General features: G+C 59.1%; 9 protein-coding genes and 1 tRNA gene. 7 read left to right on the top strand and 3 right to left on the bottom strand.

Going from position 1 to position 7,426, the window contains the following annotated elements:
- Positions 1 to 120 precede the first annotated feature (120 nt).
- The gene (locus ACVW0B_RS13985) at positions 121 to 516 is read right to left on the bottom strand and encodes a metal-sensing transcriptional repressor (RefSeq protein ID WP_414358242.1); all 396 of its coding nucleotides are present in this window, start codon (positions 514 to 516) and stop codon (positions 121 to 123) included.
- A gap of 115 nt (positions 517 to 631) precedes the next feature.
- Between ACVW0B_RS13985 and sds the strand changes: the two genes are divergently transcribed.
- Entirely contained in the window at positions 632 to 1,603 is a 972-nt protein-coding gene (sds, locus tag ACVW0B_RS13980) for a solanesyl diphosphate synthase (RefSeq protein WP_041436149.1), read from the top strand.
- Between the two features lie 28 nt (positions 1,604 to 1,631).
- Here the strand turns inward: sds and lepB are convergent, their stop codons facing one another.
- Entirely contained in the window at positions 1,632 to 2,318 is a 687-nt protein-coding gene (gene lepB / locus ACVW0B_RS13975) for a signal peptidase I (protein ID WP_414341706.1), read from the bottom strand.
- A 161-nt stretch (positions 2,319 to 2,479) separates the two neighbouring features.
- Between lepB and ACVW0B_RS13970 the strand changes: the two genes are divergently transcribed.
- Positions 2,480 to 2,836, top strand: a complete 357-nt coding sequence (locus ACVW0B_RS13970) for a YbgF trimerization domain-containing protein (protein WP_457491967.1) — start codon at positions 2,480 to 2,482, stop codon at positions 2,834 to 2,836.
- A gap of 31 nt (positions 2,837 to 2,867) precedes the next feature.
- Here ACVW0B_RS13970 and ACVW0B_RS13965 read toward each other — a convergent pair whose 3' ends face one another.
- Positions 2,868 to 3,914, bottom strand: coding sequence for an ATPase, T2SS/T4P/T4SS family (locus ACVW0B_RS13965; RefSeq protein ID WP_457491966.1), 1,047 nt, complete (start codon positions 3,912 to 3,914; stop codon positions 2,868 to 2,870).
- A gap of 168 nt (positions 3,915 to 4,082) precedes the next feature.
- On the opposite strand from ACVW0B_RS13965, the gene ACVW0B_RS13960 reads away from it, so the two are divergent.
- From ACVW0B_RS13960 to ACVW0B_RS13940, 5 genes are all read left to right on the top strand, one after another.
- Positions 4,083 to 4,802 carry a pyridoxine 5'-phosphate synthase gene (locus tag ACVW0B_RS13960; RefSeq protein ID WP_414383724.1) on the top strand — a complete coding sequence of 240 codons (720 nt, stop codon included), beginning with the start codon at positions 4,083 to 4,085 and terminating at the stop codon, positions 4,800 to 4,802.
- Between the two features lie 14 nt (positions 4,803 to 4,816).
- On the top strand, positions 4,817 to 5,449 hold the full coding sequence (locus ACVW0B_RS13955; RefSeq protein ID WP_011432111.1) for a DUF3318 domain-containing protein: 633 nt from the start codon (positions 4,817 to 4,819) through the stop codon (positions 5,447 to 5,449).
- A 12-nt stretch (positions 5,450 to 5,461) separates the two neighbouring features.
- The gene (locus tag ACVW0B_RS13950) at positions 5,462 to 6,295 is read left to right on the top strand and encodes a biotin--[acetyl-CoA-carboxylase] ligase (RefSeq protein WP_457491965.1); all 834 of its coding nucleotides are present in this window, start codon (positions 5,462 to 5,464) and stop codon (positions 6,293 to 6,295) included.
- A 44-nt stretch (positions 6,296 to 6,339) separates the two neighbouring features.
- Positions 6,340 to 7,245: a M23 family metallopeptidase gene (locus tag ACVW0B_RS13945; RefSeq protein WP_457491964.1), complete on the top strand. Its 906-nt coding sequence runs from the start codon at positions 6,340 to 6,342 to the stop codon at positions 7,243 to 7,245.
- A gap of 83 nt (positions 7,246 to 7,328) precedes the next feature.
- Positions 7,329 to 7,409: transfer RNA gene (locus tag ACVW0B_RS13940), tRNA-Leu, on the top strand.
- Positions 7,410 to 7,426 lie beyond the last annotated feature (17 nt).

Raw genomic sequence — 7,426 nt, 5'->3', positions numbered from 1 at the left:
CTTCTGCCATTTGTTTTCATCTAAAAAAACCAACTTCATCCTCTTTCCTCTATAAATTATTCTCTCTATCCTAACATAAGATCAACACGACCTAGTTTAAATCAAAATGACCATCAAAACCTAGCCGATAAAACGATCCAGAGCCCGCTGCAACTCTTCCAGCTCCACTTCGATATTGCCGGTCTCGATGGCATGGCGGATGCAGTGGCGAATGTGATCGTCCAAAATCAGCCGCGCCACCCGATCCAGCGCTCCCTTGACGGCGGCAATTTGCAGCAGCACATCTGGACAAGGCTGATCCTGCTCGATCATGGAGCGGATCCCGTGCACATGCCCTTCGATGCGAGCCAAGCGGTTGATCAACTTGCGCCGAGACTGGGGATCATGATGGTGAGGCTGGGCCCGCCCAGGCAGCGGCGGCTTTTCCAGCGCCAGCTCCCACTCCTCCTCCCAATCGGGTTCTGAAGGGAGCGGCGGAACGGAATGAGATCGAAGTGGGGGAACGGGATCCGACATGAGAAGGGCAAAAGACTGCTTGCATGATACTGCCTGGTTTTCCCCGGGAACGATGGGGTACTCTACAATAGGAAAAGATGTGAAATTTTGTAAAACCTCATCATACTTTGGCTCCATGACCTCTGTGCTCTCCCCCTTTGGCCCTGTAGAAGCGGATCTGGAGCGTTTACGCCAGAACCTGACGCGGTTGGTCAGTGCCAAGCACCCCATTCTGGCCATGGCTGCCGAACATCTGTTTTCGGCGGGGGGGAAAGGGATCCGGCCAGCCATCGTGCTCCTCATTGCCCGTGCCACCACCCCAGATGGAGAGATTACCCCACGGCATTGGCGCTTGGCAGAGATTACTGAGATGATCCACACGGCCAGCTTGGTTCACGACGATGTCATCGACGCTGCCGACGTGCGACGGGGCATCGATACGGTGAACACCCTCTTCGACAATCGGATAGCCGTGCTGGCGGGGGATTACCTCTTCGGCCAAGCTGCTTGGTACTTGGCCAATCTGGACAACCTGGAGGTAGTGAAGCTCCTTTCCAAAGTAATCATGGATTTGCCGGAGGGAGAGGTGCGCCAGAGCCTCACCCGCTTCGACCCGGATGTGTCGATGGAAGACTACCTGGCCAAGAGCTTCTACAAAACGGCCTCCCTCATGTCCGGCAGTTCCAAGGCTGCTGGCCTGCTGAGCGGGGTTAGCGAGGAAGTGGCGGATCGCCTGTTCGATTTTGGGCGGGATCTGGGCATTGCTTTTCAGATTGTCGACGATCTGCTGGATTTCACCGCTTCGGCAGAGACGCTTGGCAAGCCTGTGGGATCCGACCTCATCCAGGGCAACCTCACTGCACCCGTTCTGTTTGCCCTAGAGGAATTTCCCCAGATGCGAGAGCTCATTCTCAGGGAGCTGTCCAACCCGCAAGACCTGAAGCAGGCCCTGGAGTGGGTGTATCAAAGCGAAGGGATCCCACGCTCTCGTCAGTTGGCCCGCGACTACGCCCAGCGGGCTGCCGAAGCGCTGTATAGCCTGCCGGACTCTGCGGCGCGTCGTGCTTTGTTTCAGATGGTGGACTATGTGCTGGAGCGGCTGCACTGAGCAGTCCCGACAGGGTCAAGCTGGCTTTCTACCGGGCTGTGTTGCCCAACACTTGGGCCTCTGGAAGAAGCTCAGGATATTTTGGCGGGGCGAAAAAGTGTAGGCGATTTGGGGGCCAAAAGCGAAAAATGGTGTTGCCGATGATGTTTTCTTCCGGCAAGAAACCCCACACATGGGAGTCTTGGCTGTCGTTGCGGTTATCCCCCATCACAAAATAGGAGCGGGGAGGAACCACGAATTCGGATCCCTGATTGGGAACTCCAGGACAGCGCTCGCCAGGGCAAGAATAGTCGGGGGGGGCATAGATGTAGTCTTCCCGCAGCGGGATCCCGTTGATGATGACCTCACCGTTGGCGATGCGAATGCGATCTCCCGGCAGGCCGATCACCCGCTTGATGTAGGCCCCGTCAAAGTTCAGTTTGGCGGGAGGGTTGAAAACAATAATATCGCCTCGTCTGGGCGAACCAAAGCGGTAGCTGACCTTTTCCACCACCAGCCGATCCCCTTCTTCCAGAGTGGGCAGCATCGAATCGGAGGGGATCCAACGCGCCTCTGCCACAAAGGTGCGAATGCCGAAGGCCAGCAACAGAGCCAGCACCACCGTTAGAAGGTTTTCCCGTTGCGCCTGCCACCAGCTGCGGGATCCCGAGCTGGCAGGGGTTTCCCCTGATGGCGACTGGGGCTTGGGCAGAGGAGTTGGATCTTTTGACGGCATGGAAGCTAACGAACAAGACTTCACGATCTCAAGATTACCGCACCCAATCCAGGGCAGCAGAATGGGATGCCCTCCCATTAAACCCCTGCCGGAGAGACGAATAGCCGGTAATAGCATAGGATGGGTATTCTGGTGTACCGTACTCGCGACTGTTAGCCCCTATGACGATTTCAACAGAAGAGCGCCTAGAGCGAGTCGAGCGCCTGGTCGAGGCCAATAGCCAAGCAATAGCTCGCCTCACCCAACAACAAGAGGAAGTTTTGAGGCGGATCGATCGGCTCTCAGGGGATAGCGAAAAACTCTCGGAGCGGGTTGAAAAACTCTCGGAGCGGGTTGAAAAGCTCTCGGGCGATGTCGAAAAGCTCTCAGGTGATGTCGAAAAGCTCACTTTTAAGTTCGACACCTCACAAACCATCGGGGAACGGCTGGAACGTCTAGCCACCAGCCTGATTGCCGGTGCCACCATCAGCATCATTGCCGGAGTGATTTTGGTGCTGCTGCGGGAGGGATCCCGTTGAAGGGATGTTGCTCGGGGCTGGTTTTGGGGGGTCAACTGCCGGAATTGAGTTTTTCCCAGTCCTGCTGGTGGATGGCGATCATCTGGGCTTGGGCTTGAATAGCTGCCAACACCTCCGTCATCAGGGGCCAGTCGCTCCGCGGCGGACTGGGGTACTGCTTAAGCTTGTCAACTGTGTTGCTGAGAGCACTTTGCAATTGTTGCAGCAGTTGATAGGTCTGTTGGGCCAAAGCTAGGGTCTCAGAGACGCGGAGGTTATTCTGGCCTTGTTGATATTTCTGGAGAGCTTCCCCTCGCAGGATGCTCAAGATGGCCCCTTCTCTAGAGGCGGCAGTCTGGCCACTTTTGGAGCGCTGCGGTATGATGCGCAACTGCAACACCAGTGGCTCCCCCCGGTACATCCGCTCCACCTCTGCCTGCTGCGGCTCCCCGATCAACTCCGGATCCAGCGTCATCATCCGCTTCATGGCGGTGATCAACTTCGCTCGTATGGACTCGGAGAGATCTTTGAACAGATCCCGCAAAATCCCCTGCTGGCGGTAGCGCACTCGACAAGAAGGCCCCTCTTGAGGTTCCACGAAAATTTGCTCGGCTTTCTCATCCAAAGCCCGCCGCAGCATCGAGTTGAGCAACTGCTGTACTGTCTCTTCTGATTCGTCGGCGGGGACGGACGGAGGCTGGGTTGGCCTCAACTGCGTGGGGGGCCCCGACACGGGAGCAGGAACCTCCCGAGTCACCCGGTTGGCTTGGGCCTGGAGGCGCAGCCGCTCCACCTCTGCCGGGTCGGGGGGATGGCTGAAGTAGTAGGCAATTAAATCCTGCTGCTGCTGAGCGGTGAGAGGGATTGGCTGGACGGAAATCTGGGAATAGGCCAGCATTTTGCTCACATAGTCCAACGCCGCCAAATCCTGGGGATCCACCATGCCCAAGATGAGGCTGTCGGTATCCAGGGCCAAGGGGACGACTTGGTAGTAAATGCAGATCTCCACCGGCAAGTACTGGGCAATTAAGGCCGGCACTCGCGCCCGGTCAACAATGGAGTGTTGTCCCACCGCCAGAGAGGCATCTGGATCAGTCATGGCAAGCCCGGAGTGGATCCCGCACAGGCGAGACGTCGCTACTCGATCATAGAGTAAAGCCTACACCCTCGCGGCCTGAGGCCCATGGCATCCTGGCTCATCTGACCGGCGTAAATTGAATAATGTAATACTAGGGGTATTCTCCTCTACACCCAAAGCAGTAAAGCCTTGTTAAGTCTTGGAGTTAACATCGACCACATTGCCACCCTTCGACAGGCACGCCGCACGGTGGAGCCAGATCCGGTAGCGGCAGCGGTGATTGCCGAGCTGGCGGGGGCAGATGGCATTACGGTGCACTTGCGCGAGGATCGCCGTCACATTCAAGATCGGGATGTGCGGCTGCTGCGGCAAACTGTGCGCACCCACCTCAACTTAGAGATGGCAGCCACCGAGGAGATGGTGGCGATTGCCCTGGAGATTAAGCCTGACTACGTCACTTTGGTTCCTGAGCGGCGGGAGGAAATCACCACCGAAGGTGGGTTGGATGTGGCGGGGCAGGTGTCGCGCCTCAGGGATGTGGTCGGCCAACTGCAGGGATCCGGCATTCCCGTCAGCTTGTTTATCGACCCAGATCCGACCCAAATTGCCGCTGCTGCCCAAGTGGGAGCCCGCTGGGTGGAGCTCCACACGGGGCGCTATGCAGAAGCCTCATCCGCAGCTCAGCGGCAGGTGGAACTTGACCACCTGGAAAAGGCCAGCCAACAGGCTCTTCAGCTGGGCTTGCGGGTGAATGCGGGACATGGTCTTACCTACTGGAATGTCGGCCCAGTGGCGCGGATTCCGGGAATGGAGGAGCTGAACATCGGCCACAGCATTATCAGTCGAGCGGTGCTGGTGGGGCTGGATCGGGCGGTGCGAGAGATGCGTCAGGCGATGGGACTAAGCTGAGGAGCAGGCCCGGCATGAACTCGGAATACTACGGCTACGAAAACTACGTTCTGGATCAGGCGGAGATTGAGCGCCTGTTGGATCTGCTGCCGGCCAGTATGCGGGAGAGTGTGAAGATCTTGCCCGCCTCGGAACGGCAAACGGTGGTGATCAAAGGCCGTCGGCAAATGCCCTGGGAACGGCAGATGCGGCTGTTCATCAAGCCCTACGAGTGGCGGCAATTTACCCCCCTGCAGCGGGCGGGGCTGTTCCTGCACAAGGTGGGCTACTACAGTCGGGCGGTGTCGCGGCAGATCGACTTTTACCTGGCCATAGCAGCTCTGGGGGGGTTGAGCTTGATCTTCGAGGCCGTACAACAGGATCCCGTGGGAGCAACCGTTTCGGGTGGTTTGAGTGGCTTGGCCCTCTGGCAGTTGCGCCGCGACCAAACCAATGACCGTCGTCTGTTGGCTGCTGACGCCTATGCGGTGGATCGCCTGGTGTTGCGCGGGATCCCGCGGCTGCAGGCGGTGGAGGCCCTAGGGCAGGCGCTGCATGTGGAGGCCCGTCTGGAGGGGCGCTCGGGCAATGATCTGCTGGACATGTTGCGCTACCAAAACCTCAAGCGGCTGGCCCAGCGTCCGGCGGAAGACATTGTGTTGAGCTGATCCCGGACGGAGATGCTTTCCCCCTCGCGGCTGGGATCCCAGGCGGGCCGGTGGGGCCGCCATCTGCTGCAAGTGGCGGTGACCGATTCCACCAATCGGCTGCTCTTGGACTGGGGCCGTCGGTTCCCACAGCCGCTGCCAGTGGGCACAGTTTTGGTCAGCACCCGCCAACGGGCTGGGCAAGGTCAACATGGGCGGGTGTGGCACTCGGAGCCGGGGGGACTATACCTGTCCGTTTGGCTGGGATCCCCGCCTTTGCATTACTCGCTGCTGGAACTGACCCTGGCCTTGGGCTGGGGCATTGCGGGCCGTTTACGGCAAAACCTTGGGATCCCGCTGCGGCTGAAATGGCCCAACGATTTGGTGGTGGTGGACGAGCAGCGCCCGGATTCTCTGCTCAAGCTGGGGGGGATCCTGGTGCAAAGCCGCTTTGGGGGGGGCGGGCAACTGCTGGGGTTGGTGGCCGGTGTGGGGGTGAATGTCAACAACCCCGTTCCCATTGGGGCAATCACCTTAGCCCAAATTTTGGGATCCCCTCCGCACCGCTCCCTCGATCGCACTGAGATTGCCGGCTGGGTTCTGCAGGGGATGGAGCAGGGATTCCACGTCTGGTTGCAAGGGGGATTTGCCTCCGTTCGCTCAGAGTACGAAGCCTGGATGGTCAAGCCGCAAGTCCAATGGCTCGAAAGGGGGACTAGCCTCACGATCTTGGGCCTTGCCGAGGATGGAAGGGTGCGAGTACAAACACGGGGGGAGCGACATTGGCAACAGCAGCCATCCATTCTGACGCTTACACCCGATCAAGTTCGCTTGAGCTATTCCATTCCGGCGGGCGGCAGCCCGTAGTTTTTCCAGTGTTTTTTCTCATGTGGCCTGCGTTGAACTCGGTGATGAAACTTTGGGTTATGGCGGCGCGCCTTTTCTCCCCCCGAGCTCGGCGGCTGCGCTTTTGGCTGAAGCTGGGGCTGGCTCTGCTCTGGTTTTATCCCACTGCTCTGCTGGCCCAAACCCAACCAACCCCTCTGCCCCCGCCGCCCATGGTGGAACCGGCCCTAGACACGCCTGGGGCAGCAGCCCTGCTGCTGGATGGAGCCATTCCCCTGGGAGAGGGCAGCCCTGCGACCCTTGAGGCAGAAACCCGCCCAGAGACGGTAGTAGGCCGCGAGATCGTGATTGAGCCCCAGAAGAACCATGACCTGGTTCCCCATGCTCAGCCTGAAGGTGGGGTGCCGGTGGTGCTGATGGAACGCAGCTCCGGTCGCCGCATCATTCTCGCCCCCGGCCAAGAGATTCGCATCGAGGATCCCAGCCAGCCCCAAGCTCCTGAACCGCAAACGCCAAGGTTGCCTGAACTGGCGGCAGGTGACGAACGACTGCTCTACCCCCTACCTCACCCGGTGCCGATTACTTCTGGATTTGGCATGCGAATTCACCCCATCCGCGGAGAGCCGGAGTTTCATGCTGGAGTGGATTTGGGGGCCAGCGTGGGCACGCCGATCTTGGCCTCTTTAAGCGGCAAGGTGGTCACTTCGGGATCCCTGGGGGGTCTAGGGATCACCGTTGTGCTGGAGCATGCCGGCGGTCGGCGCACTCGCTATGGCCACATGTCCGAAGTTGCTGTAACACCGGGGGAAGTGGTAGAGCGGGGATCCGTCATCGGCTATGTGGGGGCGACCGGAGCGGTAACTGGGCCGCACCTCCACTTTGAGCTGTGGAAGCGGGCGGTGGGGCAAGGTTGGGTGGTTCTGGACGCCACAGATGATCTGAAGGTTGCTGTTGCCCAGCTGCCGGGTTAGCCAGAGTCGGCTTGGGTTAGCATAGGTGGGCAGGCTCCAACTGGAATGCTGGCGCAGGTAGCCAGTTGGGTCATGCAGGTTTTGCGGACGTGGCGGAACGGCAGACGCGCTAGACTTAGGATCTAGTGCCGCAAGGCGTAAGGGTTCAAGTCCCTTCGTCCGCATGAGAATCCCCTACTTC

The organism is Thermostichus sp. MS-CIW-23, assembly GCF_054059455.1.
Note: the sequence above shows the minus strand (reverse complement) of the source record. Positions and strands in the feature narration are given on the sequence as shown.

Excerpts from the sequence above, each read along its gene's own strand:
- ACVW0B_RS13985 (WP_414358242.1), bottom strand. The coding sequence starts at position 516 with ATGTCGGATCCCGTTCCCCCACTTCGATCTCATTCCGTTCCGCCGCTC.
- sds (WP_041436149.1), top strand. The coding sequence starts at position 632 with ATGACCTCTGTGCTCTCCCCCTTTGGCCCTGTAGAAGCGGATCTGGAG.
- lepB (WP_414341706.1), bottom strand. The coding sequence starts at position 2,318 with ATGCCGTCAAAAGATCCAACTCCTCTGCCCAAGCCCCAGTCGCCATCA.
- ACVW0B_RS13970 (WP_457491967.1), top strand. The coding sequence starts at position 2,480 with ATGACGATTTCAACAGAAGAGCGCCTAGAGCGAGTCGAGCGCCTGGTC.
- ACVW0B_RS13965 (WP_457491966.1), bottom strand. The coding sequence starts at position 3,914 with ATGACTGATCCAGATGCCTCTCTGGCGGTGGGACAACACTCCATTGTT.
- ACVW0B_RS13955 (WP_011432111.1), top strand. The coding sequence starts at position 4,817 with ATGAACTCGGAATACTACGGCTACGAAAACTACGTTCTGGATCAGGCG.
- ACVW0B_RS13950 (WP_457491965.1), top strand. The coding sequence starts at position 5,462 with ATGCTTTCCCCCTCGCGGCTGGGATCCCAGGCGGGCCGGTGGGGCCGC.
- ACVW0B_RS13945 (WP_457491964.1), top strand. The coding sequence starts at position 6,340 with ATGAAACTTTGGGTTATGGCGGCGCGCCTTTTCTCCCCCCGAGCTCGG.